Origin of the sequence: Massilimicrobiota sp. An142, assembly GCF_002160725.1 — a bacterium.
Classification (GTDB): domain Bacteria; phylum Bacillota_I; class Bacilli_A; order Erysipelotrichales; family Coprobacillaceae; genus Allocoprobacillus; species Allocoprobacillus merdigallinarum.
The window spans coordinates 13,497-36,721 of record NZ_NFLD01000014.1; the positions used below are offsets into that span (position 1 = coordinate 13,497).

Below are 23,225 nucleotides of genomic sequence, written 5' to 3' on the forward strand. Positions count from 1 at the left end.
CAGTTGAAGTCAATACCAAATCATAAATTTCAAAATAACTTTTGAAACAGTAAAAAACAGTGTTATTTTACAGATTTTAAGATAAAGTATCCTTTATCACGTTTTATAATTTCACAATTTCCAAAAACATCTTCCATTTTTTTCTTAGCTGAAGGAGCGCCTTGTTTTTTTTGAATAACAACAAATAATTCTCCTTGATTATTTAAATGATCATATGCTTTTTCTAATATTTCAAAAACAATCTTTTTCCCTGCACGAATAGGCGGATTAGAAACAATAATATCAAATGTATCTTTCACATTTTCATAAACCGAGCTTTTATAAGCAATAATATCATTTTCCTGATTATGTTCAATAGACTCATTAGCCAATGCAATAGCACGTTCATTCACATCAACCATTTCAACATGTAACCATGGATAGACTTTCTTTAAAGAAATACCTAAAGTCCCATAACCACAACCAACATCCAATAATGTTTTTTGATGAGATTGTATATTCATGCTTTCCAATAAAACACGCGAACCATAATCAATACGTTCTTTTGAAAAAACGCCACTATCACTTATAAAAACCAGATGATGTCCTCTATATTGAAAAGAAATTTGTGTTTTTTGAGATTTTAAATCAATATTATTTGTATAATAATGTGTCATCTTCTATTCTCCTAAGATAAAAAGCCCTTTGACAAGGGCTTTTTTATTCCAAGAAATTATTTAACTTCTACAGTTGCACCAGCAGCTTCTAATTGTTCTTTAATCTTAGCTCCTTCTTCTGCAGGAATATCTTTCTTAATTTCAGCTGGAACTTTGTCTACTAATCCTTTAGCATCAACTAATCCTAAACCAGTGATTTCTCTTACTGCTTTGATAACAGCAACTTTAGTAGCACCAACATCAGTTAATGTTACAGTTACGTTAGCAGGTGCAGCATCTGCAGCAGCTTCTCCACCAGCAACAACAGCTACAGGAGCAGCAGCAGTTACATCAAATTTTTCTTCGATTGCTTTTACTAAATCATTTAATTCTAAAATTGTAGCTTCTTCTAAATAAGCTAAGATATCTTCATGTGTTAATTTTGCCATTTTATTTTCCTCCGTTCATTTTTAACTATTCAGCAGCAGCTTCTTCAGCTGCATCTCCACCTTTTGCATCAGCAACAGCTTGAATAACTCTTGCCACTTTTGCAACAGGTTCTTTCATACATGCAAGTAACATTGAGTACATACCTTCACGATTAGGTAATTTTGCCACTGCCATAACTTCTTCTTTTGGTAAGAATTTACCTTCGATATAAGCAGCTTTAATTTGTAATGCTTCATGGTCTTTTGCAAAATCAGCTAAGATTCTTGCAGGAGCCACTGCATCATCTTTACCAAACGCTAAAGCATTTGGACCAACAAGGTATTCTTCTAATTCGTTCATACCTTCTTGTTCAACAGCTCTTTGAACTAATGTGTTTTTATAAACTTTAAATCCCACATTTTCAGCTCTTAAAGCTCTACGTAATTCAGTAACTTCAGCCACTGTTAATCCACGATATTCTACAACAACTGTTGATTGTGAAGCTTTTAATTGTTCACTAATTTCAGCAACAACCTGTTGTTTCGCTTCTAAGATTTCTTTTGACATTGTTACACCTCCTATTGATTTTATATATGCAACAATATATCCGTGAAAAACTCCCTCAGTAAACACGAGGGAGTTGTCAATTCTTTGACAATATCACCTCGGCAACTTCATTAAGGTTTCCCCGTTGCTGTCTACGGTATATTGATTGCGTCTTTTTGTTATGACTTCAATTACATTGAAGCAACTTTTACTGAAGGACCCATAGTTGAAGAAACAACGATGTTCTTCATATAAGTTCCTTTTGCAGAAGATGGTTTAACTCTTAATAATAAGTCGTAAACTGTTTTAAAGTTTTCTGCAAGTTTTTCATCATCGAAAGATACTCTTCCGATTGGCATATGAACATTACCATCTTTATCAGTACGGTAAGTCACTTTACCAGCTTTTGTTTCTTGAACAGCTTTTGCTACATCCATAGTGACTGTTCCAGTTTTAGGGTTAGGCATTAATCCTTTAGGCCCTAAAATACGTCCTAATTTTCCTAATTCAGCCATCATGTCAGGTGTTGCAATCATAACTTCGAAATCAAGCCATCCTTTTTGGATATCTTCAAGAATTTCTTTTCCACCTACAACATCTGCTCCAGCAGCTTTAGCTTCTTCAACTTTAGCTCCTTGAGTGACAACTAAAACTTTTTTAGTTTTTCCAGTTCCGTGTGGTAATACAACTGCACCACGTAATTGTTGATCAGCATGTCTTGTATCTAATCCTAATTTAAATACAACATCCACACTTGCATCAAAATTAACTTTACTTGTTTTCTTTACTAAAGCAACTGCTTCATCAATTGGGTAAGCTTTACCTTTTTCAATAAGAGCAGCGGCTTCTTGATATTTTTTACTTCTTTTAGCCATTTTCTTATCTCCTCTTCATTAAATTAAGCATCTAAGCCTTCAACTTTTACACCCATATTACGAGCAGTACCAGCTACGATTTTCATAGCTCCTTCTAAATCGTTAGCATTTAAATCAGGCATTTTGTATTCAGCGATTTCTTTTAATTTTTCAGCTGATAAAGTTGCAACTGTTTGTTTAGAATCAGAAGCAGCTTTCTTAATTCCACATGCCTTTTTGATCATTTCTGCAGTTGGAGCAGTTTTTAATACGAAATCAAAACTTTTATCTTCATAGATTGTCAAAACAACTGGTACAGTTTCTCCCATACGATCTTTAGTTTGATCGTTGAAAGCAGTACAGAATTTTGGCATCTGAATTCCAGCACCTGCTAAAGCTGGCCCTGGTTTTGCTCCCCCAGCAGGGAATTGAATTTTCATAACTCTTGTGACTTTTTTACTCACGCGACACACCTCCTATAAAAATTTGTCCGTGCTGTGGTACAGGACAGTCAATCCTCCCACGCATAGTAACACATATTGCGTCGTTTAATTATTATACATAATCTATTAAGGAATGCAATAGTTTTTTATTGAATAAATCAACTTTTTTATCAAAAAAAGACCATATTTCAGGTCTTTTCATTATAATTCAACTTTTTCTAACTGAACAAGCCCAATTTCCATTAAATTTTGATTACCTAAGAAATCAATCAAAACAGAAGCTTCTTCTTTTTCATGATCAATAGATTCCACTTTTCCCTGTTTTCCAGCAAATGGACCAGAAACAACACGAACTTCATCACCAACACCAAAATCAACTTCAACTTGAGATGTTTTGATACCCATACTTTTTAAAATAGGATCAATTTCTTCCTTAGGTAATGGGAATGGTTTCGCTCCACCACCAGAAGATCCAATAAACCCAGTTACTCCTGATGTATTACGAACAATATACCATGCTTCATCTGTCATGATCATTTCTACCAGTACATAACCAGGAAACATATTTTTCGTTTTATTAATTTTTTTACCATCTTTGATTTCAGTTTCTACGTGTTCAGGAATCACAATATTAAATAAACAGTCCTGTAATCCCATTGATTCAACACGTTTTTCTAAATTTTCTTTAACTTTATTTTCATGACCTGAATATGTATTCACAACATACCAGCGTCTTCCTTCATCATTCATTCCAGACATCTTAATTCAACCCCAATGCTTTTAAAATTAATGCAATAACTGCATCGCTACCATAAAAGTAAATTCCAAACAAAAAGCAAAAAGCCAAAACAACAACTGAATTATAAGCCAATTCTTTTTTTGTTAACCAATGAATATTCTTGATTTCAGCACGAATACCCTTTAGTGTACACCATTCTTTGATTTTCATGTCTACCTCCTATTTTGTTTCTTTATGGATTGTATGTTTTCCACATTTTTTACAATATTTTCTTAACTCAAGTCTTTCTACATTTAATCTTTTATTTTTAGTGACTGAATAATTACGTGATAAACACTCACTACAAACCAAGATTACTTTTTGTTTCATGTTCATCACTCCTTTACCGTTAATATAATTTAACATATTTATTTTAGCTCGTCAATGGCAACTATTTTCTTTGAATAGCGATAAACCGCATTATAGACACTTTTTACTGAAATATGAAGCTTTTTTGCAATTTCTACTTCGTCATAACCAGCCTTTTTGTAATTCATAACCATCTTTTCACGTTGTGATGTTTTGGCATCAATCTGTAAAGCATAGTAAGTAGCTGTTTCTTTAACAATCAGATGAACTTCAGGCTGATAACGTTCATGAATATCAGCGACCAGATCTATATAGCGTGTATCTTCATCTTCACTCGTATAACTATCCAAGGAAAGAATTGTCATTCCTGCACGATAACAAACATCCTTATTCACACGCATTAAACTTAAAATACGTTTGGTAATAGCAATCTTCATAAATGTCGATAAGCTTGCTTTTTGGTCATCACGATAACTATCCAGAATATCATGAAAACCCATCATAGCCATTTGAATAAAATCTTCATATTCATAACCATTTATAAAATATTTTGTAAAAGCTAATACCCATTTTGAAACTCTGCGATAATAGCGTTTATAAAGTATATCTTGAGCTTCCTCACTGCCACATCGCATTAAATAAACCAATTCATCATCATAGTTGTAGCCTTGCATGCTACCTCCTTTCTACTTTAAAGGATGACGTGAATTGTAAATCTGATAAAGTATAATCGCTGAAGCAACAGAAGCATTTAAAGACGTAACATGTCCCGTCATAGGTAAAACAACATTCATATCACAATGCTTTTTAACCAGACGTGATATACCAAACCCCTCTGAGCCAATCACAACGACAAGAGGCATATTGTAATCAATGGCACGATAGTCCTGTGATTCATCTAAGTCACAACCAACAACCCAAAAACCTTTTTCCTTTAAATCGTCTAAAGTTCTTGATAAATTCGTCACTTGTGCAACTTTCACATAATCAATGGCTCCAGTAGATACTTTAGCTACGGTTGCAGATAATCCTACACTCCTATTTTTACCAATAATAACACCATCGACTTCAATAGCATCACAAGTTCTTAAAATAGCTCCTAGATTATGTGGATCTTCCAAACCATCAAGCATCAGCAACAATGGTTGTTTCCCTTGTGGAATAGCATTTAAAATTTCTTCAAGCGTATAATAACGATAATCTTGTACTGCTGCCACAATACCTTGATGAACAACAGATCCAACAAGTTGATTTAACTCATCTTTATGACGCACCATATGCACCTTCACATGTTTAGCTTTTGCAAGGGAAAGAACTTTATCATCTTTTGCATTTTTCATCAAATAAACCTCATAAACTGGTTTATTTCCCTTTAAAGATTCTATAACTGTGTTTTTTCCATAAATATATTGTGTCATATTTTTCACTCCATGCGTCTCAAATTTTTCTCATGTTTTTCTCATTTTCACAAACAAATAATTTAAATAACTCAAAAATTTCTGTTATTCTCTCTTGCTTCTTTAATAAATACAAATGTCCTATCAACGCTTCAAAACCTGTCGACTGATTATAAATAAATACTGATGTATTTTTCGGTACATGTCGACTCTTCGCATTTCTCCCTCTTTTATAAATACTTATTTCTTCTTCACTTAACCATTGTTTCAAAATAGCTTCCTGCATAAATGCCGCCTGAGCTTTGGCACTGACAAATGACTTAGAGGCCTGCTGTAATAAATCTGGCTTCATGATGCCTTTTTCAACCAATAGATATTCTCTCACATAAACCTCAAAAACACTATCACCTAAATACGCTAAAGCTAATACATTTATTAATTCTGGTTTCATTATAAAATTCCTTTATTCTGTAATTCTTGTCTTAATAAATCTGCCTGTTCAAAATTCTTTGCACTTTTTTCTTTTTGCCATTGCTGATATAAAGCAATTTCACTATCACTTAACTGTTTTGGATTATAAACAAATCCCATTGTATCTAACATACACAGCAACGTCTGATAATTCTTTGATATTTCTAAATCATCTTTTTCTTTGACTCTCATCAATTGATTCAAAACTTTCACTTGTCCTAAAATTTGTGACAATGCTAATGAAGTATTCAAATCATCACTCAATGCTTCCACCATTTGATCCACAATATTTTTATAATAATCTTTATGATCAATATGTTGAATCTGTAAATATAAAGACACTTGTTTAATAATATTTTCTACTTTTTCAACTTCTTTTTTCACATTATTCAAAACTTCATCTGTAAAATTCAATGGATTACGATAATGTGTAGAAAGCATGAGCCATTTATAAACATTGCAGCCAAGCTGTTCTAATAAATCTTTAGCCCATAAAACATTTCCTAAAGATTTTGACATTTTCTGATTATTAATATTAATCATCTGATTATGCATCCAGATATGTGCAATCGGATGATGATGACATGCCATAGACTGTGCAATTTCATTTTCATGATGTGGGAATTTTAAATCCTGTCCACCACCATGAATATCAATGCGTCCATTTTCAAAGATATCATTAATCATAACAACACATTCTGTATGCCATCCTGGTCTTCCTTTAGACCATGGACTATCAAATTGAATTCCTTCATCTGTTTTTTTCCATAATGCAAAATCTGTTGAGCTTTCTTTTTTATCATTATCATCCACACGTTCACTTGCTCCAGCAATCAAATCTTCAATTTTAATCCCTGATAACATCCCATATTCATGTATTTTTGTAACTCTAAAATAAACATCGCCATCAACTTCATATGCATATCCCTGTTCAACAAGACCAGCAATAAAATCAATAATAGGCTGCATCGTTTCAGTTACACGTGGAGCATAAGTTGGAAACAACAAATTTAAACCTCTACGAACATCTTCATAGGCTTTAATATATTTATCTGTTAATTCTTTTTCACTGACACCTTCTTCTTTAGCAGCTTTTATGATTTTATCATCTACATCCGTAAAATTAGAAACAAATGTCACCTTATAACCTAAATATTCAAAAGTTCTTCTCAATATATCAAACACAATCATTGGACGTGTATTACCAATATGCACATAATTGTAAACCGTTGGTCCACAAACATAAATACTGACTTCTCCCTTTTTAATTGGAACAAACTCTTCCTTTTGATTTGTGAGTGAATTAAACAGCTTCATTTCCTTTCCTCCTTAAATAAAAAAGCATATGATAAAGATTTCACTTCTATTAACCTTATCAAATGCTTTATTAACTCTTTATCTATCAATACTATAACAAATTCATATGAGTTAATCAAGATTAATGATGAACTGTCAAAGATTCTAAATACTGTAAAGCCACTCCACTTTGTTCATCATATACATTTTCTGGAGCTTGATAACTATAAATATAACTTGCTTCCTCAGTAAAATATACCATTTGTACAAATTTCATACCCGAAGCCTGATAAGTCCCTGTAAACTGATAACACTCGATACCACTTGGAATAACTTCCTTATAATAATAAACATCAATGGCACCTTCTTCTTCCAATTGTCCTCCATATAATTGAGGCAATTCATTTAAAACATTATCCGTATCATCAATGATTGTTGCGTAAATATACATTTCATCATTTTTTGTAAATCGAACATCTTTTTGATTTTCATTGTTCACATTTAATTGAAAATCTTTAGGGTAATAGAAGGAAACCTGATCAGCGACTTCATAAAGAGTTCCATCTCTTTCTAAAGATATATCTGTTTTCTCCTTTTCACATGCAAAAAGAGTCACAACCAATAATAAAACCGCCAAAATTTTGATTGAGATCTTCATTTTCCTCCCTCCTTATGGAAACATTGTACTAAACTCAACTCTGAAAATCAAATAAAATTTCTTTATCAAACAAAAGAGATAGGTTTCCCTATCCCCTTTATTAATCTAACAATGAATTAAAAACTTTCAAATAGGCATCAGCACTTTTATCCCAATCAAGTTTCGCTTCCATTGCACGATGAACCAATCCTTGCCATTTTTCTTTATCCTGATAAACCTTTAATGCATAGTCAATAATGTCCATCATTTCATGTGCATTATAATTTTTAAAGCTGAATCCATCACCTGTATTTTCATACTCATTATATGGTTCCACGCTATCCTTTAATCCACCTGTTTCTCTGACAATTGGTATTGTTCCATAACGAAGTGACATCATTTGTGATAAACCACAAGGTTCAAATAATGATGGCATCAAGAACATATCACAACCAGCATAGATACGACAAGATAAACCAAAGTCATATTTAAGATTTAATGATAACTTTTGATTATGATAAGCTGCTATTCCTTTAAGTGGTTCTTCATATTTTTGATCACCAGCACCTAAAATCACAACTTGAACATCACGTTTCATCAATTCTTCCATACGATTAATAATTAAATCTAATCCCTTTTGCCAAGTCAATCTTGTGACAATACCAATTAATGGGACATCTTTATTTTCTGGCAATCCACATTCTTTTTGTAAAGCTAATTTATTAATAACTTTCTTTTCATCAACATTTGTAATGTCAAAATGTTCTACAATTTCAGGATCTGTGGCAGGATTGATTGTTTCATAATCAATACCATTTAAAATACCATACAAATCATGACGACGCATTTGTAAGATATTCTGTAATCCTTCACCAAAGCTATCTGTTAATATTTCTTTAGCATAAGTTGGTGATACAGTCGTAATAATATCACTATAATAAATAGCCGCTTTCATCATATTGAAACATCCATCATTACGGCAGTTACCATTATAATAGAGATAATTATCTAATCCAAAATGATCACTTAACAATGCAGGATCACATTTTCCCTGATATGCAATATTATGGATTGTGAAAACAATTTTAATACCTTGATAATATTCATAATATGCATATCTTTCTTTATATAATGTGGCAATCATGGCCGTTTGCCAATCATGTAAATGTAAGATGTCTGGTTTAATATCAATGTGTGATAACAATTCTAAAACTGCAAAGTCAAAAAATGCAAATCTTTCATTATCATCATCATAACCATATAAACCAGGTCTTCTAAAGTATTGTTCATTATCAATGAAATAATAAGTGACACCATCATATTCAGCTTTAAAAACACCACAATAGCATTTTCTCCAACCAACCCAGATATCATAGTTTGTCACATATTCAATTGTATCTGCCAATTTCATATCCTGATATTTAGGCAAAACAACAATACATTCATGTCCTTTTTGAACAAGTGCTTTTGGAAGTGATCCTAAAACATCTGCTAAACCACCTGATTTAATATAGGGATTCGCTTCACTTGTTGCAAATACGATTTTCATTATACAACATCCCCTTCTTTAACATAAAGTGGTTCTCCTTCACCAATAAGCTCTGTTTTCTTTTCTACACGAGCATCTTTATCAATAACTACATTTTCCAAATGAGCTCCTGCGCAAACTTTAGAACCATTTAATATAATACAATTTTTCACAACGGCATTTTTACCAATTGTAACATTTCGTGATAAAATACATCCATCAACTTCACCATCAATGATAGCCCCATTAGCCACAAATGATTTTTTAACAACAGCATTCTTTAAATATTTTGTAGGTGGTGTATCATTTGTATTGGTAAAGATTGGCCAAGTACTCTTAAAGACTTGTGTTGAAACATCCATATCCAAGAATTCCATGCTCACTTTATAATAAGCTTCATAAGAATCAATGCATCTTGCAAAACCTTTATATTCATAAGCCATGATTTTTCTTTCATCACATAAGTAAGCAAGTGTATCTCTTAAATTAAAGAATGAACTAATCTTTTGAGCATAGCTAATTAATTTTAATAATGTCTTTTTATTAATAACATATGTTTCTAAAGAAATATTTCTCTCTTTTCTATTTCCTTTATTATTCTTGATTTCCATAACTTGTTTACCTTTTAAACGTAAGAAATCAGAACCAACAAATGTTTCATCAGCATTATCGATTTTTTGATAAACCATTGTAATTTCAGCACCAGATTTTGCATGTGCATCAACAACATCAGCATAATTCATTGTTGTAATAATATGAGCTGGTGCAATCACAACATAATCTGCTTTTGATTTTTCAAGAAAAGCAATATTTTCCACAATATTATTAATATCATGATTATACATTGAACTATTTGCATATTTTTCATTATATAAAAGTGAAACTCCTCCAGATTTAGAGTTAAAATTCCAAGAGTTTCCATTTCCTAAATGTTTAAACAATGATCTTGGTTTTTCTTTAATAAGAATACCTACTGTATCCACATTAGAATTTGACATATTTGATAAAACAAAATCAATAATTCCATAACGACCTAAAAAGCTTACTGAAGCTACTGGTCTTTTTTCTGTTAAACCTTTATATGAAACATCAGAGTGTAAATTTATATATCCAACTACTTTTGCCATCTCGTTAACCCCCTCTTATTATGCATTGTCACTGACAAGTTCCACTTCTTTAGCTTCTTTATTGATGACGTCAGTTGATTTAATGACAACACCTTCATCAACAATAGCTTTGTAGATTTCTGCACCCTCTTCTACCAATACACCTGGCATTAAGACAGAATCAACAACCTTTGCACCTTCACCGATATATACATTGTTGAATAAGACAGAACCTTCTACATCGCCATTAACGATACAACCTTGAGTAACAAGTGAATGCTTAATTGATGCTTCTTCACCAATAATTTGAGGTTTACTCAATGTATCTTCAGTATAGATTTTCCAATCCTTTTTCACATTATAAAGATCTAACTCTTTATCATCTAACAAGTCCATATTGGCTTGCCATAAACTTTCCACAGTTCCAACATCTTTCCAATAACCAGAGAATTCATAAGCATATAATTTTTTCTTATCTTCTAACATCATTGGAATGATATTCATACCAAAATCATGTTTACTATTTTCATCTTTTGCATCTTCAATCAAATATTTTCTTAATTCTTTATAAGTAAAGATATAAATACCCATAGATGCCAAAGTTGATTTTGGTTTTTCAGGTTTTTCTTCAAATTCATAAATTGAACCATCTTTATTTGTATTCATAATACCAAAACGACTTGCTTCTTTTAAAGAAACATTTAAAACAGCCACTGTTAAATCAGCACCTTTTTCTTTATGTGCTGCCAACATTTCAGCATAATCCATCTTATAAATATGGTCTCCTGATAAAATCAAAACATATTCAGGATCATATTGATCTAAGAAACTGATATTCTGATAAATGGCATCAGCTGTTCCTGCATACCATGTTGCTCCAACTCCACCTCTTTCACGAGCTGGTAAGATAGCAGCTAATGAGTTATTTCCATCAAGTCCCCACTTAGTTCCAGCACCTACATATGTTCCAAGCAAGACTGATTCGTATTGTGTCAAAACTCCAACAACATCAATTCCAGAGTTCGCACAATTACTTAAAGGAAAGTCTATAATTCTATACTTTCCTCCAAAATGTACAGCAGGTTTCGCTACTTTTGCAGTTAATGCTTCAAGACGTGTTCCACGTCCTCCAGCTAAAATCATCGCAACAATTTCTTTTCCCATAATTTTTCCTCCTCAATTGTGATTGTGAAAGTGCTTACCTATACCTCTATTTTATCACAATCTTTTTTAAAAAAATACTATTTCATGTCAATTTTAATTAAAAATTTTTATCAAATTTTTATCAATTTCATCCTATTTTTAAATAATATTGAACTCATCAATATTTTTTTATTTTTAGCAACTTTTCTAAATTTTTTCATATAGTGAATAGAGGTGATTAGAATGTCTCCTAGAATCTTATACAACGATTCTGATGTTGATTTACTGGCACGCATTATGAAAGCTGAAGCATTAGGTGAAGGTGAAGAAGGTATGTTGATGGTCGGTAATGTTGTCGTAAATCGTGTCGTAGCTAACTGCGATGTTTTTAAAGATACACGCACAATTTCTGAAGTTGTTTATCAAAAAAATGCTTTTTCTGGGGTCGGACAACCATTATTCAATCAACCTGTTAACGCCAAAGAAAAAGAACTGGCTTTACGCAATATTGATGGTTATCGTATTGAACCAGCTACAAATGCCTTATGGTTTAAAAATCCTGGCAGCAATGTCTCATGCCCCCAACAATTTTATGGCGAACTCAGCGGACGTTACAAAAATCACTGTTTCTATGCACCTGGTGCTAAATTAAATTGCGACTTATAGGAGGATATATGGATACAAACAATCAAACAATCGTTCCCGGATCTCAAACTTCATCTCTACCAACTCCCATTTCTGAACAGACTTATTTAGAAAATATTTTACGTTTAAATATCGGAAAACTTGGTACTTTTTACTTCACATATACTGGCAGTGAAGACTGGCGCGATCGTATATACAAAGGTATTATCGAAGAAGTAGGACGTGACCATTTTGTCGTACGTGACCCAAAAAATCAAAAATATTATATTTTTCAGTTTGTCTATTTCGTTTGGGCCGAATTTGATGAACCTATCAATTTTAATACACGATAGCAATTAAAAAAACCAATAAAGTTTCGTTCTTTATTGGTTTTTATTCACTTACTTTCTTTAATTCCTGATTTTTTAATTCAATCAGATATTTTCTCACTTTCGAGATAAAATGCAATGACCCCGTTACCACAATATGCTGTTTTTTTATATAAGCTGTCTGCATAGCCTCAATATAACTTTTAACAATTGTTAATTGAGGACGTGGTTCTATGGTCGATAAATCAATAGCTCTTTCATCCTGAAACGTTGTCACATAGACAGGATAACCTGCTTTTAACATTTCATCAATCATCTCATCAACATCACGATCATTCAAACAAGAAAAGACAATCGCTACATCCTTTTCTTTTTTGACTCTTAATGTCTGCAACAAAGCTTGGATTCCAGGCATATTATGTGCTCCATCAATATCAACCTGTACATCATGATAAGATAATGTTTCATAACGCCCTTTCCATGAAGCCTGTTCAATCGCTGGTTGTGTAACAACAGGATCAAACTTAATAAGTTTTGAAGCAATAGTTAAAGCAAGTCTGGCATTTGTTACCTGATAGATTCCTTGATTTTCCAAGGTAAATGCCATATCACGATATCTAAAATGAAATGGATAACGTGACACCTGATATTCTGGAACGACATACATCACTGCTCCCATAGCATCACATTGTTCTTGAAATCTTGCTAGAATTGTTCCCTTTGTCTCACTGGTAATAAACATCTGATTCGGTTTTATGATACCCATTTTTTCATTAATAATATCATAAATATCCCCTAATTGTTTTTGATGATCAAGCCCTATATTCGTAATGGCACTGACAATAGGATCAATGACATTCGTTTTATCATTCAAACCGCCAATACCCGTTTCAATGATACGATAATCCAAATCTAAAGATTGAAAATAAGCCAACATGATTAAGACATCAATTTCAAACATAGATAACTGATCTTCTTCAATGATGCGATAATATTGATTCACGTATTTCAATAAATCTTCATCACTTATAGGAATATCATCAACACGAATACGATCATTATGACTGATCAAATAAGGTGATGTAAAAGTTCCAACTTTATACCCATGAGCATTTAAGATACTTCTTAAATAATTCACAGTTGAACCTTTTCCATTGGTTCCAGCAATATGTATCATATTTTTTTGTTTCATTAAAATGTGACATTTATTTAAGGTTTCTCGAAATTGATCAATTGTTCTTTTACTTCTTTTTGATTCTATATATGCAATGGCATCATTCACATGAGTAAACATTAACGAATCCTCCAATCTATCGGTTCTATCCCTTGACTTATTAAAAACTGATTCGTTTTAGAAAAAGGTTTCGAACCAAAAAAACCACGATAAGCTGATAAAGGTGAAGGATGAGGGCTAGTAATGACACAGTGTTTGGTCTGATCAATCATTTTCGCTTTATCAATAGCCTGTCTTCCCCACAATATAAATACTAATGGCTTCTCTCTTTGATTCATAGCCTCAATAATATGATTGGTGAAAATTTCCCATCCTTTTTCTTTATGAGAATTAGCACGATGAGCTTGTACTGTCAAAACAGTATTTAATAATAACACACCCTGATGTGCCCACGCAGATAAATCACCATGACGAGGAATATCAATTCCAACATCATCATGTGCTTCTTTATAAATATTAACCAGACTCGGTGGAATTTGCACACCCTTTGCGACACTAAAAGCCAAGCCATTAGCCTGATGTTCTTCATGATAAGGATCCTGCCCAATAATGACAACTTTAATATCATCATAATCTTTAAAATTAAAGCAATGAAAAATACGATTGCGAGGTGGATAAACCGTATGTATCTGATATTCATGATTCACAAAAGCTTCTAACTGCTGATAATAAGGCTGTTGACGTTCATGATCAATAATTGTTTTAAAATCCATTAAAGAATAAACCTTTCTACAATTTCAGCAATGACACCTTCATTATTGTCTGCTTTTGTGACAACATCACAAACTTTTTTCACATCTTCCACAGCATTACTAGCTGCAACTGATAAACCAGCAACTTCTAACATTGGTAAATCATTATAATTATCCCCTACAGCAATGCATTCAGATAAATCAACACCAATGATTTGAGCTAAATGTTTTAATCCCTGTCCTTTATCCACACCAATCTTATTAAATTCCATATAACGATTAGAAGAATAGCTCACTGCACACATTCCCTCAGTGATAGCTTTCATTTGAGGTTCCAGACTCATTAAATAAGGTACATCTGTATTTTGGAAAAGGATTTTTGAGATAGGCTCATTCTTTAGAAAATCCATTGTATTTTCAGTCATGATTTCACATTCAACCTGTTGTTCACGAATACGCTTCGCTTCAGATTCAGATAAATTATAAACATATACTTTATCCTTTGTATAAATATGCTGGCAGACATCTTGCTGTAAACCAAATTCAAAGATTTCTTTTGTCTTTTCAAAAGAAAGTCCTTCAAAATATAAAAGCTTATTATCTTTGTTTTCTGTTAAAGCTCCACCATTGAAAGATAAGACATATTCTTGTGGTATATCATACAATCCTAATAATTTTAAATCACGTTGAATAGACATGAAACCACGCCCAGTTGCTGGGACAAATTTCACTCCTTTTTCTTTCGCCATTCGTATAAAATCAATATTTCTCTGACAGATCTTATGTTGATCATTCAACAATGTTTCATCCATATCACTTGCGATCACTTTATATTTCACTTTTATTTTTCCCCCTTTAAAATAAATTTTTCAATCACTTCTTTAACAGCTCCCTGATCATAGTCCACCGTTGTAACATAATCACTGATGGCTTGAATATCTTGAGCTCCTCCAGCCACACAAACACCTAAACCAGCTTCCTGAATCATCGAAACATCATTATAATTATCACCAATCGCAATCACATTTTGTTTATCTATATGAAGATAATTAGCTAACCATTTCAATGCTGCCCCTTTACTGACACCTAAAGGATTAAATTCCAGATAACGATATGATGAATAACTGATTGAAAACTGTTTTTTGATATCCTCTGGTAAATCTTGTTCAACACTCTTTAAATAATCCATATCAGGTTTGACATATAAAAATTTCGCAATCTTTTCATTTTTTAAAAAATCCATATGATAATCATCTATAACCGTAAACGCTGCTTTTTGAGCTTTTTTTCTTGCAATCTCCGTTGGATCTGGTTTAAATAAATAACAATGATTTAATGTAAAAATCATAATACATACATCATAATTTTCTCCTAAGTCAAAAAGTTGTTTAGCCTGATCAAAAGTTAATCCCTGAAAAGACAATATTTGAGCATTTTGATTTTCTACAATCAGCCCACCATTAAAACAAATAGAATATTCATGGGCTTGCTTGGCTGTTCCAATTTCTTCAAGAATATCTTCAATCATTGAAAATGAGCGTCCCGTCGCTGGAACAAACTTAACATCCTTAAGCTGTCTGATAGCTTCCTGATTAAACTTAGGAACATGATGATTGACTAACAATGTTTCATCTAAATCGGATAAAATCATTTGATACATGATCATTCCTCCCCATATAAAAATGCCATGAATAGAGGCACTCTTTGACGCCATTCGCTTTCATTATGTCCAGCCCCTTCAAAATAATGGGCTTCCAGATGTTCTATTCGAGATTGTAATTGCTCGTAAATGATTTGATTGCTTTCTATGTACCATTGATTAATCTTTTGATCATCACCACTTTCAAATTCACCCAAGTCCAAATAAAAACGATTATCCTGACTATATTGTTGATGCCTGATCACATCTAAAAATTCATCAACATAAAACCAGAAAGCGGTAGATAAAGCCGCACACTTTTTAAAAACATCAGGATAACGAAGAGCCCCATAAGCACTAATGACTGCCCCCATAGAGCTACCCACAATACCAGTATTTTCTTTTTGGGTACGGAAACGTTGATCAATATAAGGTTTAAGCTCATCTTTTAACCAATCAATATAAGCTTTTCCTTCTCCACCAATAATCATGCCTTTTTGACCCGTTTCCTGATAAGACAATGCTTCATTAATCTTCCATGGACCATACTCATCCATACGTTTAAAACCTGTTTCATTGCATGGAATGGCGACAAGGATGATTTCTATTCCTGTTTGTTTGACATACTCTAAAAATCCCCAACTTATACCACAATAAGAGGAATAATCAAAGAAAGCATTTTGTCCATCTTGAATATAAAGAACAGGATAATCTTTATTTTGTTGATAATAATCATCTGGTAAATATACAATAATTTCACGTTCTCGCTGTAATGTTTTCATGGGAAAACAAAAAGATACAAACATTTCACAACCTCCTTTGATAAGACAAAAAAATAAGCCCGAGCTTATTTTTTTGTTTCTGGTAATTTAATAACCTCTTCTCCATCATCAGGAAAAATATATTGCTCTCTGGCATATCTGGCAACATAATCATCATCCGCTAAAAGTTCCACTTCTTCAGATAATTCTTTCTTTTCCTTTTCTAATTCTGCCTTTCTTTCTTCTAGTTGTGCGAGCTGCTGCTTTTGACCTATGACACGATAAGCATTCACTCCTAGGGTATAAATCAGCAAAGCAGAAAGACCAATATAGACAAAGCCTAAGAGTTTTTTATATCTTGGTGTTTTCTTTTTTGCCATTTTCTCTTCATCCTTCCTATTCTTTTTTGTATTATACCATTAATACAACGAAAAAAGAAGATAAAAGGTGAGAATATTCTTTTGAAAATAGATACAATCTTTTCTAAAAAGTACAAAAGATAATACGCATAATAATGACTATATAACAAATATCCCATCAACATAAAAATAAAAAAATAAAGTCTTAAAATTCCTTCATTCAAGAACACCAAACCATAGAAATAAAGCATTCCAAAACAGATACCTATCAGACATTGACAAATGTATCTTAAAAACATGGGAACACCATACAACAAACGATTCATGATATGATAAACACCCGTCATGACAAAACCAAATAAAAAGGAATAAAACAGACATTGAAACTGTACAATTAAAGACATTATTTCAAGAGTTTATTAAACATTTTTTCTTTAGGATGTTGCTTTTTCTTATCTGAAACATAACTGATACTATCAATATTGCCACGAATACTGACTTCATTTTGATCTTGATCTAAACGCACTAACGTCAGTTCACTTCCTGTAATATTTAAATAACCTAGGGATGTTTCAATCAAAAATTCATATGCATCAAAACTTTCTATTTTTTTAACTCCTGTTAACTCTAAACTTTTACGATCTTTTAAACATACATGATGATAAGGCGTCTGTTCAAAATGTAAACTATTATCCATATTCAACCCTCCTACATCAACATATGTATATCAAAAAGAATTATGCTAAAAAGAGGTCTACAAAATTGTAACCTCTGGCTTTTTCTTCTCTTCTATAATTTCATATAACATATGACTATCATCTTTTAAAACATGTTCTCTTAATTCTTTGACTTTCACCGCAAGAATACTACGTCCAAATTCTACTTCAATGATGTCATCTATCTTTAATTGAGTGGATGGTTTTGCGACCTTTCCATTCACTTTAACACGTGAAGCTTCACTCATTTCTTTGGACAAAGTTCTTCTTTTAATAATTCTTGATACTTTTAAAAATTTATCTAAACGCACGATTCTATTTCCTCCTCAATAATATCTTTCACAAAATCCAGCAAAGTCTGATCCATTAAATAATAAGGTGTCTGATGACTTAACATAATCAAAGCCCCTTGTATTTCCTGTTCACAAAGCAATGGATAAATAGTCACTTGTTCCTGTTTACCATAAAATTCCATCGTCGTTTCAATATGCTGTTCTTTTTGATCTAATAATAATAGAAAATCTTTTGTTAAATCACGTCTTTGATATTTAGCCAGTCCATCTGATGAACAGACCACAATACATCTTTTATCACACAGTAAAAATGTATTATGGTACTTACTATAAAGACGTTCTAATAAGATTTGAATTGTGGGACTTAATTTATGCAAGATAGAAAATTTTGTTAAAACAATGTGATTATGTTCTACTGCAAACGAAACACTTTCTCCTTCTTTCAACATTAACTGTTTTCTAATTTCTTTAGGAATAACAATTCTTCCCAAATCATCAATTCTTCTAACCATTCCAGTTGTTTTCATGACTCTTTCACCTCAAATATTCATTTGATATTAGTATATCCACTCCCAATTCTTTTAATCTTTGATATTCTTTAAAATCAGGAATTGTCCATGAAGCAACAAGAATATTGTGTTGTTTTAATTGTTTGATTCTTTGGCTATTTAAAAAATCATAACGTGGATGAAAAGCACCAATATGATATTTGAGAAGCTCCTGATATTTTTTATCATAATTTTCTTCCATTAAATATCCTACATATCCTTGTGGATAAAGACTTTTCATTTTTAATACTGATGGTAAATAAAATGATGAATAATAAATTTTCTTTTCAACACCTAACTGACAGACCAGCTGATGCACTTTTTCTTCAAGCTCAGTATAATGAATAACATCTGTCTTAAGTTCAATATTGACTAAAAAATCTTTATCTTGAATAAAAGTCAGCAAATCTTTTAATAATGGTAAAGGATAATAACCAGCAGATCCATGAGAAAATGAAAATCTTTTTAATTCATCATATGTGTAGTCTTGAATATATCCTTTTCCATCACTTGTTCGATCAATGGTTTCATCATGAATCAAAACCAATTGACCATCCTTGGTCATATGAACATCTGTTTCCACGCCATCAAAACCTTTTTGGTAAGCTTGAATAAAAGCTTCCATGGTATTTTCTGGATACTGAGCACTATATCCTCTATGAGCGAATAATTTCATATCTTTATCACCTGCACTATGCTATAATATTATACTATAAATGTGAGGTGTTACAAATGATTAAAGCTATATTTTTTGATATTGATGGAACTCTTTTATCACACTCAACACAAAGTGTTCCTGAATCTACTAAATTAGCTCTACAACTATTAAAAGAAAAAGGAATTTATACTTTTATCGCAACAGGAAGACATATTTCTGAAATCAGGGATTTACCTTTAGATGATTTAGAATTTGAAGGATATATTACACTTAATGGTCAATACTGTTACAACAAAAACAAAGTGATTTATGATTTACCAATTGATCCACAAGATATTCAACAAATTCTTTCTTTCATTGATCAAAAACCATTTCCATGTATTTTTGTTGAAGATGATAAAATGTATATCAATTACCACAATCAAGCTGTTGAAACGGTTCAAAAGGCCATTTCTACTCCTTTACCTGAATTAGGTGATTTAAAACGTGGTTTGACTTATCCTATTTATCAAGTCATTCCTTATGATATTACAGTTGAACAAGAACAAGAAATTCTCCAACAGATGCCCCACTGCCAATATACACGTTGGCATGATTTAGCCATTGATATCATTCCAAAAAAAGGTGGTAAACAAAATGGCATTTTAGAAGTTTTAAAAAGCTATCATATCTCACTTGAAGAAACAATGGCATTTGGTGATGGGCATAATGATATAGACATGTTAAAGTTAGTTAACATTGGTGTTGCAATGGGAAATGCAAAGGATGAAGTCAAAGAAGCCGCTGATGAAGTCACTGATGATATTGATCATGATGGTATTTATCAGGCACTCAAAAGACATCATATCATCTAAATATTCATTTATCATTTTTGATAAAAGGACAAGGCATGAAAACCTTGTCCTTTGATTTATTGTGTTAAAACTTCAGTAATCACAGGTACAACTTGTTTCTTTCTTGAAATAACACCAGGTAAACTTGCCTGCTGATCAACAAGTTCAACATGGAAAGCTGTTTCCACATAATCTTTACGAGGCCCTGCGACTAAAACTTCACTTGTCGCATTAATAACATCAGTTAAAAGCAACATTGTAAATTCCATATGATTATCTTTTGCAACCTGTTCCATATAATCAAGCATATCTTTTTTATATGGAGCAAATCCTTCAATATCCATTGTATTGACTTGTGCAACACCTGCTGATAAATCACCAAATGTAAACTTCTTATAATCCTGATTGAAGATTTCTTCAACAGTTTTACCAACCAATGAAGTTCCTGCTTTAAACATACTCATACCAAATTCTTGAATATCTACTCCAGCTATAGCTGCAAGTTCTTTAGCTATTTTGGTATCGGTTGGTGTACATGTCGGAGATTTAAATAACAATGTATCACTGATAATAGCCCCTAACATTAAACCAGCCATATCTTGAGGAATCTCAACACCAGATTCTTTATAGCATTTTGCTACAATTGTTGCAGTACATCCAACTGGTTCAGCTCTAAATAATACTGGTCCAACTGTTTGAATATCAGCAACTCTATGATGGTCAATGATTTCTAAAATTTCAGCTTCTTCAATGCCATCAATAGCCTGACTTCTTTCATTGTGATCGACTTGAATGACTTTCTTCTTCATTCCATTTAACACCTGATAACGTGAAATAGATCCAACAACTCTACCCATAAAATCAATAACTGGGTAACTACGATAACGTGTTTCACTCATGACTTCTTTAACATAATCGACTGTATCATCAGTTGAAAAAGTTGTTAAACCACCTTTTTGCATAACATATTCTACTGGCACAGCCTGAATAATTTGTTGTGATGCCATGAATGTATTAAATGGTGTTGAAATGACACTCATATGTGCATCTGCACAACGCTGTAATAATTCTTTAGAGATAGAAAGTGATCCAGTTAAAATAATCAATGATATCTTTTTATTCATTAAATGTTCAATCGCTTCATCACGATCTCCACCTACAATGACAACATCATTTTCATGCACACGTTTACTAGCTTCTTCGCCAGTCATAGCGGCAATATGAATTTCACCTTTGATTGTCTTTAACTGTTTATCCAAATAAAGAATACTTGCATCCAATGTATCAATCACATTTTCAATTGGTGTATTTGCTTCTTTTAGAATTTGACTGTCCCATTGGTCCATATATCCTTCAATAATATTAGAAGTTGATAATAATCCCAATAACTGACTATGATCATCTAATACAGGAGCACTTTTTAAATTCTGCTGTTTCATTAATGACCATGCTGTTTTTAATGTTAATTCTTTTGAAAAGACTGTCACTTTATCATATTCTAAGTCTTCAACTGTCTGTTTAACAGTTTTTAATAAAACTGGAATCTCTGTATGGAATCTTTTTAAAATATATTCCGTTTCCTTATTAATTTTTCCTAATCTGACTGGTACCGCATTATAACGTCCAATTGTAAATAAATAATTGGCATAAGCAATCGCACTACAAATAGAATCACTATCTGGATTTTTATGCCCACTGACAAAAACAATGTCTTTCATGTCTATCCCCTTTCTCTACATTTTCTTTAAATAACGATAAATTGTCGGTTCACTAACAGCCAATTTTTCAGCAACAAGTACAATTGCACCCTTGACTTTAAATGTTCCTTTTTCCTGTAAGTATTTGACAACCTTGATCTTTTCTTCAACATTTAATCTTTCAACTAGAAAATAACTTGGAAAGCCCATTTTTTCCAGGCATTCTTTAATATATTTATCAATCATTTCATCCAATGGTGATGATAAAATCTCAATTGGATTATCAAGCTTAAATTCTACGTCTTTACGTTCTTTGATACCAAGAATTCTTTTTAATGTCGTTTCTATATATTCATAATCAGAAATATTGACATTGACACAAAGCATTCCTACAGGCATTTCCTGCCCATCTTCTTTGATAAAGTATGTTGCTGAACGAAGTAATTTTCCATCACTACCTGTTGTTTTATAATTCATGACATAATCATGATCTTTATATTGTTTTGTTTTTAAGTAATGAATAGATAAATTAGATAATTTAGCACCTATTTCTCTACCAGAAATATGACTATTCGCAATCGCAACAATTTCCTGTTCTTTGGAAGTGAGATCATGAAGTGCTACTTCCACATTATCACCTAAAGCCTCTCCTAAAAAATCAACTAACTTTGCATAGGGTTCTAATAATTTATACATGAATTTCGCCTCCAATGTGATTATACACTATATTTTCAAAAAGAGATAGCTTTTTTATCATGATAAAAACTAATTATGAAATTTCTATAGATGCATCAATCATATATTGATGATCACTCCCATTATATTCTGTGAAAGATAGCTCATCAAAAAGATTGTGACAAGAATTTCTGCAATGATACCACATATCATACCATTCATACAGGACTTCGCTTTTTGAGGAAAGTCTTTACGCCAAATGATATATAAAACCAATCCTGCAAGTGGCGCAAAAAAGGATATCAGAGCAAATAAAAAACTGGGTGCATCTGTTTCATGATAGACATATGGTGAATTTTGTAAGGGATAGCCACAATTTGGACAATACTGCATATCCTCCTGAACCACTTTTCCACAATGATGACAATACACAAAAACCACTTCCTTTTCTACAATCTTTTCATGACATCATTATCATATTCAATTTTTTAAAATAACTCTTCTTCATATTATTATATCATTTTAAATTCAATAACAAAACAAACATAATCCAAACTATAAAACAAAAGACTTAACTTCTTTTATAGAAATTAAG

Annotated in this window: 33 protein-coding genes and 1 other annotated feature; of the genes, 3 read left to right on the top strand and 30 right to left on the bottom strand. The window is 32.1% G+C overall.

The features are described 5' to 3' along the window. Positions 1-62: 62 nt before the first annotated feature. From B5E87_RS07395 to B5E87_RS07470, 16 genes are all read right to left on the bottom strand, one after another. A complete protein-coding gene (locus B5E87_RS07395; protein WP_087244291.1) occupies positions 63-656 on the bottom strand; it encodes a class I SAM-dependent methyltransferase in 594 nt (197 codons plus the stop codon). A gap of 56 nt (positions 657-712) precedes the next feature. Beyond that, positions 713-1,084: a 50S ribosomal protein L7/L12 gene (gene rplL, locus B5E87_RS07400; RefSeq protein WP_087244292.1), complete on the bottom strand. Its 372-nt coding sequence runs from the start codon at positions 1,082-1,084 to the stop codon at positions 713-715. A 25-nt stretch (positions 1,085-1,109) separates the two neighbouring features. Beyond that, positions 1,110-1,631, bottom strand: coding sequence for a 50S ribosomal protein L10 (gene rplJ, locus B5E87_RS07405; protein WP_087244293.1), 522 nt, complete (start codon positions 1,629-1,631; stop codon positions 1,110-1,112). 35 nt (positions 1,632-1,666) lie between these two features. After that, positions 1,667-1,786 (bottom strand) — a sequence feature (ribosomal protein L10 leader region). Between the two features lie 15 nt (positions 1,787-1,801). Next, a complete protein-coding gene (gene rplA, locus B5E87_RS07410) occupies positions 1,802-2,485 on the bottom strand; it encodes a 50S ribosomal protein L1 (protein ID WP_087244294.1) in 684 nt (227 codons plus the stop codon). Between the two features lie 23 nt (positions 2,486-2,508). Further along, positions 2,509-2,928 (bottom strand): 50S ribosomal protein L11, encoded by a 420-nt coding sequence (gene rplK / locus B5E87_RS07415; RefSeq protein ID WP_087244295.1) that lies wholly within the window; start codon positions 2,926-2,928, stop codon positions 2,509-2,511. A 180-nt stretch (positions 2,929-3,108) separates the two neighbouring features. Then, complete coding sequence (gene nusG, locus B5E87_RS07420) at positions 3,109-3,666, bottom strand: transcription termination/antitermination protein NusG (protein ID WP_087244296.1); 558 nt, start codon at positions 3,664-3,666, stop codon at positions 3,109-3,111. Between the two features lies 1 nt (position 3,667). Next, positions 3,668-3,856, bottom strand: coding sequence for a preprotein translocase subunit SecE (gene secE, locus B5E87_RS07425; RefSeq protein ID WP_087244297.1), 189 nt, complete (start codon positions 3,854-3,856; stop codon positions 3,668-3,670). A 9-nt stretch (positions 3,857-3,865) separates the two neighbouring features. Next, a complete protein-coding gene (rpmG, locus tag B5E87_RS07430) occupies positions 3,866-4,015 on the bottom strand; it encodes a 50S ribosomal protein L33 (protein ID WP_087244298.1) in 150 nt (49 codons plus the stop codon). Positions 4,016-4,053: 38 nt separating this feature from the next. Further along, on the bottom strand, positions 4,054-4,668 hold the full coding sequence (locus B5E87_RS07435; RefSeq protein ID WP_087244299.1) for a sigma-70 family RNA polymerase sigma factor: 615 nt from the start codon (positions 4,666-4,668) through the stop codon (positions 4,054-4,056). A gap of 12 nt (positions 4,669-4,680) precedes the next feature. Then, positions 4,681-5,412, bottom strand: a complete 732-nt coding sequence (rlmB, locus tag B5E87_RS07440; protein WP_087244300.1) for a 23S rRNA (guanosine(2251)-2'-O)-methyltransferase RlmB — start codon at positions 5,410-5,412, stop codon at positions 4,681-4,683. 19 nt (positions 5,413-5,431) lie between these two features. Beyond that, positions 5,432-5,842 carry a Mini-ribonuclease 3 gene (locus B5E87_RS07445; protein WP_087244301.1) on the bottom strand — a complete coding sequence of 137 codons (411 nt, stop codon included), beginning with the start codon at positions 5,840-5,842 and terminating at the stop codon, positions 5,432-5,434. Beyond that, positions 5,842-7,179 (bottom strand): cysteine--tRNA ligase, encoded by a 1,338-nt coding sequence (gene cysS, locus B5E87_RS07450; RefSeq protein ID WP_087244302.1) that lies wholly within the window; start codon positions 7,177-7,179, stop codon positions 5,842-5,844. The genes B5E87_RS07445 and cysS overlap by 1 nt, the downstream gene beginning before the upstream one ends. Positions 7,180-7,300: 121 nt before the next feature. Then, positions 7,301-7,816, bottom strand: a complete 516-nt coding sequence (locus B5E87_RS07455) for a hypothetical protein (RefSeq protein ID WP_087244303.1) — start codon at positions 7,814-7,816, stop codon at positions 7,301-7,303. Between the two features lie 100 nt (positions 7,817-7,916). After that, positions 7,917-9,344, bottom strand: coding sequence for a glycogen synthase GlgA (glgA, locus tag B5E87_RS07460; protein WP_087244304.1), 1,428 nt, complete (start codon positions 9,342-9,344; stop codon positions 7,917-7,919). After that, complete coding sequence (glgD, locus tag B5E87_RS07465; RefSeq protein ID WP_087244305.1) at positions 9,344-10,450, bottom strand: glucose-1-phosphate adenylyltransferase subunit GlgD; 1,107 nt, start codon at positions 10,448-10,450, stop codon at positions 9,344-9,346. Before glgD ends, glgA begins: the two co-directional genes overlap by 1 nt. An 18-nt stretch (positions 10,451-10,468) precedes the next feature. Beyond that, positions 10,469-11,593: a glucose-1-phosphate adenylyltransferase gene (locus B5E87_RS07470; RefSeq protein WP_087244306.1), complete on the bottom strand. Its 1,125-nt coding sequence runs from the start codon at positions 11,591-11,593 to the stop codon at positions 10,469-10,471. Positions 11,594-11,815: 222 nt separating this feature from the next. Here B5E87_RS07470 and B5E87_RS07475 point away from each other — a divergent pair, with 222 nt between their 5' ends. Together B5E87_RS07475 and B5E87_RS07480 are read left to right on the top strand one after the other, a co-directional pair. Further along, positions 11,816-12,238 carry a cell wall hydrolase gene (locus B5E87_RS07475; protein WP_087244307.1) on the top strand — a complete coding sequence of 141 codons (423 nt, stop codon included), beginning with the start codon at positions 11,816-11,818 and terminating at the stop codon, positions 12,236-12,238. An 8-nt stretch (positions 12,239-12,246) separates the two neighbouring features. Next, positions 12,247-12,549, top strand: a complete 303-nt coding sequence (locus tag B5E87_RS07480; RefSeq protein WP_087244308.1) for a spore coat protein GerQ — start codon at positions 12,247-12,249, stop codon at positions 12,547-12,549. A 40-nt stretch (positions 12,550-12,589) separates the two neighbouring features. Here the strand turns inward: B5E87_RS07480 and B5E87_RS07485 are convergent, their stop codons facing one another. The 11 genes from B5E87_RS07485 to B5E87_RS07535 all read right to left on the bottom strand — a co-directional run bounded on the left by B5E87_RS07485 (position 12,590) and on the right by B5E87_RS07535 (position 19,443). Then, positions 12,590-13,819: a bifunctional folylpolyglutamate synthase/dihydrofolate synthase gene (locus tag B5E87_RS07485; protein ID WP_087244309.1), complete on the bottom strand. Its 1,230-nt coding sequence runs from the start codon at positions 13,817-13,819 to the stop codon at positions 12,590-12,592. Further along, positions 13,819-14,472, bottom strand: a complete 654-nt coding sequence (locus tag B5E87_RS07490; protein ID WP_087244310.1) for a uracil-DNA glycosylase — start codon at positions 14,470-14,472, stop codon at positions 13,819-13,821. The genes B5E87_RS07485 and B5E87_RS07490 overlap by 1 nt, the downstream gene beginning before the upstream one ends. Continuing rightward, positions 14,472-15,290, bottom strand: coding sequence for a Cof-type HAD-IIB family hydrolase (locus B5E87_RS07495; RefSeq protein WP_143746886.1), 819 nt, complete (start codon positions 15,288-15,290; stop codon positions 14,472-14,474). The genes B5E87_RS07490 and B5E87_RS07495 overlap by 1 nt, the downstream gene beginning before the upstream one ends. A gap of 2 nt (positions 15,291-15,292) precedes the next feature. Then, positions 15,293-16,111: an HAD family hydrolase gene (locus B5E87_RS07500; RefSeq protein WP_087244311.1), complete on the bottom strand. Its 819-nt coding sequence runs from the start codon at positions 16,109-16,111 to the stop codon at positions 15,293-15,295. Positions 16,112-16,113: 2 nt separating this feature from the next. Continuing rightward, positions 16,114-16,872 carry an alpha/beta hydrolase gene (locus B5E87_RS07505; RefSeq protein WP_241147147.1) on the bottom strand — a complete coding sequence of 253 codons (759 nt, stop codon included), beginning with the start codon at positions 16,870-16,872 and terminating at the stop codon, positions 16,114-16,116. A 65-nt stretch (positions 16,873-16,937) separates the two neighbouring features. Then, on the bottom strand, positions 16,938-17,231 hold the full coding sequence (locus B5E87_RS07510) for a septum formation initiator family protein (RefSeq protein ID WP_087244313.1): 294 nt from the start codon (positions 17,229-17,231) through the stop codon (positions 16,938-16,940). Next, positions 17,192-17,614 (bottom strand): spore cortex biosynthesis protein YabQ, encoded by a 423-nt coding sequence (gene yabQ / locus B5E87_RS07515; protein ID WP_087244314.1) that lies wholly within the window; start codon positions 17,612-17,614, stop codon positions 17,192-17,194. Before yabQ ends, B5E87_RS07510 begins: the two co-directional genes overlap by 40 nt. Further along, on the bottom strand, positions 17,614-17,907 hold the full coding sequence (gene yabP / locus B5E87_RS07520) for a sporulation protein YabP (RefSeq protein WP_087244315.1): 294 nt from the start codon (positions 17,905-17,907) through the stop codon (positions 17,614-17,616). Before yabP ends, yabQ begins: the two co-directional genes overlap by 1 nt. 57 nt (positions 17,908-17,964) lie before the next feature. Next, positions 17,965-18,237, bottom strand: a complete 273-nt coding sequence (locus B5E87_RS07525; RefSeq protein ID WP_087244316.1) for an RNA-binding S4 domain-containing protein — start codon at positions 18,235-18,237, stop codon at positions 17,965-17,967. Then, a complete protein-coding gene (locus B5E87_RS07530) occupies positions 18,228-18,746 on the bottom strand; it encodes an AbrB/MazE/SpoVT family DNA-binding domain-containing protein (RefSeq protein WP_087244317.1) in 519 nt (172 codons plus the stop codon). Before B5E87_RS07530 ends, B5E87_RS07525 begins: the two co-directional genes overlap by 10 nt. 7 nt (positions 18,747-18,753) lie before the next feature. Then, complete coding sequence (locus B5E87_RS07535; protein WP_087244318.1) at positions 18,754-19,443, bottom strand: glycerophosphodiester phosphodiesterase family protein; 690 nt, start codon at positions 19,441-19,443, stop codon at positions 18,754-18,756. Between the two features lie 56 nt (positions 19,444-19,499). Here B5E87_RS07535 and B5E87_RS07540 point away from each other — a divergent pair, with 56 nt between their 5' ends. After that, positions 19,500-20,279, top strand: a complete 780-nt coding sequence (locus tag B5E87_RS07540) for a Cof-type HAD-IIB family hydrolase (RefSeq protein ID WP_087244319.1) — start codon at positions 19,500-19,502, stop codon at positions 20,277-20,279. 56 nt (positions 20,280-20,335) lie between these two features. On the opposite strand, the gene B5E87_RS07545 is transcribed toward B5E87_RS07540, so the two are convergent. The 3 genes from B5E87_RS07545 to B5E87_RS07555 all read right to left on the bottom strand — a co-directional run bounded on the left by B5E87_RS07545 (position 20,336) and on the right by B5E87_RS07555 (position 23,062). Then, positions 20,336-21,976: a putative manganese-dependent inorganic diphosphatase gene (locus B5E87_RS07545; protein WP_087244320.1), complete on the bottom strand. Its 1,641-nt coding sequence runs from the start codon at positions 21,974-21,976 to the stop codon at positions 20,336-20,338. A 15-nt stretch (positions 21,977-21,991) separates the two neighbouring features. After that, positions 21,992-22,651: a helix-turn-helix transcriptional regulator gene (locus B5E87_RS07550; RefSeq protein WP_087244321.1), complete on the bottom strand. Its 660-nt coding sequence runs from the start codon at positions 22,649-22,651 to the stop codon at positions 21,992-21,994. A gap of 99 nt (positions 22,652-22,750) precedes the next feature. Further along, a complete protein-coding gene (locus B5E87_RS07555) occupies positions 22,751-23,062 on the bottom strand; it encodes a zinc-ribbon domain-containing protein (protein ID WP_158095571.1) in 312 nt (103 codons plus the stop codon). Between the last annotated feature and the right edge of the window lie 163 nt (positions 23,063-23,225).

What these genes read in the sequence shown, in the direction of transcription:
- B5E87_RS07395 (WP_087244291.1), bottom strand. Translation starts at nt 656, where the DNA reads ATGACACATTATTATACAAATAATATTGATTTAAAATCTCAAAAAACA.
- rplL (WP_087244292.1), bottom strand. Translation starts at nt 1,084, where the DNA reads ATGGCAAAATTAACACATGAAGATATCTTAGCTTATTTAGAAGAAGCT.
- rplJ (WP_087244293.1), bottom strand. Translation starts at nt 1,631, where the DNA reads ATGTCAAAAGAAATCTTAGAAGCGAAACAACAGGTTGTTGCTGAAATT.
- rplA (WP_087244294.1), bottom strand. Translation starts at nt 2,485, where the DNA reads ATGGCTAAAAGAAGTAAAAAATATCAAGAAGCCGCTGCTCTTATTGAA.
- nusG (WP_087244296.1), bottom strand. Translation starts at nt 3,666, where the DNA reads ATGTCTGGAATGAATGATGAAGGAAGACGCTGGTATGTTGTGAATACA.
- secE (WP_087244297.1), bottom strand. Translation starts at nt 3,856, where the DNA reads ATGAAAATCAAAGAATGGTGTACACTAAAGGGTATTCGTGCTGAAATC.
- rpmG (WP_087244298.1), bottom strand. Translation starts at nt 4,015, where the DNA reads ATGAAACAAAAAGTAATCTTGGTTTGTAGTGAGTGTTTATCACGTAAT.
- B5E87_RS07435 (WP_087244299.1), bottom strand. Translation starts at nt 4,668, where the DNA reads ATGCAAGGCTACAACTATGATGATGAATTGGTTTATTTAATGCGATGT.
- rlmB (WP_087244300.1), bottom strand. Translation starts at nt 5,412, where the DNA reads ATGACACAATATATTTATGGAAAAAACACAGTTATAGAATCTTTAAAG.
- B5E87_RS07445 (WP_087244301.1), bottom strand. Translation starts at nt 5,842, where the DNA reads ATGAAACCAGAATTAATAAATGTATTAGCTTTAGCGTATTTAGGTGAT.
- cysS (WP_087244302.1), bottom strand. Translation starts at nt 7,179, where the DNA reads ATGAAGCTGTTTAATTCACTCACAAATCAAAAGGAAGAGTTTGTTCCA.
- B5E87_RS07455 (WP_087244303.1), bottom strand. Translation starts at nt 7,816, where the DNA reads ATGAAGATCTCAATCAAAATTTTGGCGGTTTTATTATTGGTTGTGACT.
- glgA (WP_087244304.1), bottom strand. Translation starts at nt 9,344, where the DNA reads ATGAAAATCGTATTTGCAACAAGTGAAGCGAATCCCTATATTAAATCA.
- glgD (WP_087244305.1), bottom strand. Translation starts at nt 10,450, where the DNA reads ATGGCAAAAGTAGTTGGATATATAAATTTACACTCTGATGTTTCATAT.
- B5E87_RS07470 (WP_087244306.1), bottom strand. Translation starts at nt 11,593, where the DNA reads ATGGGAAAAGAAATTGTTGCGATGATTTTAGCTGGAGGACGTGGAACA.
- B5E87_RS07475 (WP_087244307.1), top strand. Translation starts at nt 11,816, where the DNA reads ATGTCTCCTAGAATCTTATACAACGATTCTGATGTTGATTTACTGGCA.
- B5E87_RS07480 (WP_087244308.1), top strand. Translation starts at nt 12,247, where the DNA reads ATGGATACAAACAATCAAACAATCGTTCCCGGATCTCAAACTTCATCT.
- B5E87_RS07485 (WP_087244309.1), bottom strand. Translation starts at nt 13,819, where the DNA reads ATGTTTACTCATGTGAATGATGCCATTGCATATATAGAATCAAAAAGA.
- B5E87_RS07490 (WP_087244310.1), bottom strand. Translation starts at nt 14,472, where the DNA reads ATGGATTTTAAAACAATTATTGATCATGAACGTCAACAGCCTTATTAT.
- B5E87_RS07500 (WP_087244311.1), bottom strand. Translation starts at nt 16,111, where the DNA reads ATGTATCAAATGATTTTATCCGATTTAGATGAAACATTGTTAGTCAAT.
- B5E87_RS07505 (WP_241147147.1), bottom strand. Translation starts at nt 16,872, where the DNA reads ATGAAAACATTACAGCGAGAACGTGAAATTATTGTATATTTACCAGAT.
- B5E87_RS07510 (WP_087244313.1), bottom strand. Translation starts at nt 17,231, where the DNA reads ATGGCAAAAAAGAAAACACCAAGATATAAAAAACTCTTAGGCTTTGTC.
- yabQ (WP_087244314.1), bottom strand. Translation starts at nt 17,614, where the DNA reads ATGTCTTTAATTGTACAGTTTCAATGTCTGTTTTATTCCTTTTTATTT.
- yabP (WP_087244315.1), bottom strand. Translation starts at nt 17,907, where the DNA reads ATGGATAATAGTTTACATTTTGAACAGACGCCTTATCATCATGTATGT.
- B5E87_RS07530 (WP_087244317.1), bottom strand. Translation starts at nt 18,746, where the DNA reads ATGAAAACAACTGGAATGGTTAGAAGAATTGATGATTTGGGAAGAATT.
- B5E87_RS07535 (WP_087244318.1), bottom strand. Translation starts at nt 19,443, where the DNA reads ATGAAATTATTCGCTCATAGAGGATATAGTGCTCAGTATCCAGAAAAT.
- B5E87_RS07540 (WP_087244319.1), top strand. Translation starts at nt 19,500, where the DNA reads ATGATTAAAGCTATATTTTTTGATATTGATGGAACTCTTTTATCACAC.
- B5E87_RS07545 (WP_087244320.1), bottom strand. Translation starts at nt 21,976, where the DNA reads ATGAAAGACATTGTTTTTGTCAGTGGGCATAAAAATCCAGATAGTGAT.
- B5E87_RS07550 (WP_087244321.1), bottom strand. Translation starts at nt 22,651, where the DNA reads ATGTATAAATTATTAGAACCCTATGCAAAGTTAGTTGATTTTTTAGGA.